This window comes from Wenjunlia tyrosinilytica, from assembly GCF_014646055.1.
In the GTDB taxonomy this organism is placed as follows: Bacteria; Actinomycetota; Actinomycetes; order Streptomycetales; family Streptomycetaceae; genus Wenjunlia; species Wenjunlia tyrosinilytica.
Window position 1 is genome coordinate 1 of sequence record NZ_BMMS01000110.1, and the last position, 2,966, is coordinate 2,966.

The 2,966-nt window shown below is 68.3% G+C and carries 1 protein-coding gene; it reads right to left on the reverse strand.

Going from position 1 to position 2,966, the window contains the following annotated elements; all coding sequences use genetic code 11:
- Nucleotides 1-2,966: non-ribosomal peptide synthetase (locus tag IEY86_RS35705; protein ID WP_189136060.1), on the reverse strand; the 2,966-nt coding region annotated here is incomplete at both ends.

Genomic DNA, 2,966 nt, shown 5'->3' on the forward strand with positions numbered 1-2,966 from the left:
GCCGTCGGATCGACCGGCACCTCCGTGGCATTGAAACCCTCCACGACAAGCGCCCGCTCCGCCTCCGGCAGAACCTCCAGGCCGGAAACCGGCGCACCCGGCGCAGCCTCCAACGCCCGGCTGATCTCCCGGACGGCATTCATGAGCAACCCGCAGACACGGTCCGGGTCCAGCCGGTCATCCACCTGAGCGGTGAGCGCAAACCCCGTACCCACGTCATCAACCGAAACCACGACCGGATAGTTGGTGCGCTCCTCACTGTGCAGCACCTCGAACCCGGAAGCCGCCGCACCGGCCACAGCCGGATCCACCGGGACGCTGTGCCGGTAGTTGAGCAAGCTGGTGAACAACGGCAGCCCGGTCGGGATCTGGCTGCATCCCTGGGCGAGCACCAGCGGGGCGTGCTCATGCCGTAGCAGCTCAGCCAGGAGCCCCTGGGTGTCCCGCGCCGCCTCCAGGACGCCGCGAGCATCGATGTCGACGCGTACCGGCAGGGTGTTGATGAACAGGCCGAGGCCGCGTTCCGCACCGGCACCGGCCTGCATCCGCCCGAACAGCACCGTGCCGAACACCACATCCGAACGACCGGTCAGCCGGGACAGCACCATGCTCCAGGCCAGATGGCACACACTCGCCGGAGACACACCCGCACGACGAGCCTGCTCCCGGACCGCCTCGGCCAAGGCAGCGTCCATATCGACACGCGCCTCCGCGATACCGGTGCCATCACCGCGGACATCCAAAATCCCGAACGGCGCAGTCGGCTCGTCGACATCACCCAGCAGACCGGTGAAGAACTCCTCATGCTCCGCCCGACTGGTGCCCAGCACCGCCTGGGCCACCACATTGCGATACGGCACCGCCTCCGGCAACGCATCAGCGCTACCCGCCAGCACCGCCCCAATCTCCTCCTGCAACACCTCCAATGTGGTGTGATCACCCACCAGGTGATGCATCAGCACCAACAACAGCCACCTGTCGTTCGGCTCGTCGTACGCCGTGACCACCCGCAGCAGCGGCGCACGGTTCAGATCCAGCGGAACCCGATACGCCTCCAGGAGTTCGACCGCGTCCCCCCTGCCGTCAAGAGTCACCTCCTCGACCGGCAGCCCGGTCCGCCGCCACACCACCTGCACCGGCTGCGGCAGTCCCTCCCACACCACCGACGTACGCAGGATGTCGTGCCGATCCACCACCGCCTGAAGCGCGGCCACAAACCGGTCCACCTCGTCCCGGGTGCTGATCGGCAGGACATAGGACACCAGGTACGGGTCCGCCTCGCCACCCATCAGGTGGTGGAAGAAGATCCCCTCCTGCAGCGGCGCCAGCGGATAGATGTCCTGCACATTCCCGGCCCCGCCCGGCACCGAGGCGACCACCCGCGCGATCTGCTCCTCGGTCAGATCCACCAGCGGCAGCATCCCCGGCGTGATCACATCGACGTCCGCCGGAATCACGTTCGGCGGCACCGCAAGGTCCATACCACCACCCGCCGCGACCGCAGCGGCCAGCCCGGCAACCGTCGGAGTGGTGAACACCGCCCGCACATCACAGGACAGCCCGGCCTCACGCATCCGCTCCACCAGCGAGACCGCCAGCAACGAATGCCCGCCGAGTTCGAAGAAGTCATCATCACGCCCGACCCGCTCCACACCCAGCAGGTCCGCCCAGATCCCGGCCAGCACCTCCTCCACCACACCCACCGGCACCCGATAACCACGCACCACCACCGCGCCACCATCCGGCGCCGGCAACGCAGCCCGGTCCACCTTCCCGTTCGGAGTCAACGGCAGCGCACCCAGTTCCACGAACGCCGACGGCACCATGTAGGAGGGAAGAACCTCACTCAGCGCGCCACGCAGCGTCTCCACCGCGACACCGCCATCCTCGGGGACGACATAGGCGTCGAGGCGATCACCGCGGGCCACCACGACGGCTTCCCGCACGCCGTCGATCTCCAGCAGCCTGGCCTCGATCTCCCCGAGTTCGATCCGGTAACCCCGGACCTTGACCTGGAAATCGTTGCGGCCCACGAACTCCAACGTCCCGTCCGGCAGCCACCGGCCCACATCCCCCGTGCGATACAACCGCGAACCGTCCCCGGCCAGCCAGTCCGGCACAAACCGCTCACCGGTCAGCCACGGCCGACCCAGATAACCCCGCGCCACACCCAGACCACCGATGAACAACTCACCGACCACACCCACCGGCACCGGACGCCCACGACCATCCACCACGTACACCCGGGTGTTGAGGATCGGGCGACCGATCACGGTGTCGTCCCGGCCGGTCAGCGCCGCGGCAGTCGACCAGATCGTCGTCTCGGTCGGGCCGTACACATTCAGGACTTCGCGGCCGACGTCCCGCATCTGGTCGGCCAGATGCGTCGGCAGCGCCTCTCCGCCGACCAGCATCCGCAGCCCGCGGATCGCGTCGAGATCGTGCGAGGCGAGCATCCGCCACAACGATGGCGTCGCCTGGACCACCGACACACCGGCACGGTGCATCAGCTCGATCAGGGCCGCGGGCTGCGCAACCGTCTCCTCGGCCGCGATCACCACCCGCGCCCCACTGATCAGCGGCAAATACATCTCCAGCGCCGCGATGTCGAACGCGACCGTCGTCACCGCGAGCAATGCGTCCGTGGTTTCGAGCGGGACGAGGTCCTGCATGCCCACCAGAAAGTTCGTCAGTGCGCCGTGCTCGATCACGACGCCCTTCGGCCGGCCGGTCGACCCGGACGTGTAGATCACGTAGGCCACGTCCGATGGGGACGCCAGGCGAGGCAGGTCTTCGGTACCGGGCCCGTCGGTGAAGTCGGCGAAGTCGGCGAAGTCGGCGAAGTCGGCGGCCAGGTCCAGGACCGGCACGTCGCCCGCGGCGGCCACTGCGGTCCCGTCGACCAGCACCACCGCAGGCCGGGAATCCGCGACCATGAACGCCAACCGCTCCGCCGGATACGACGG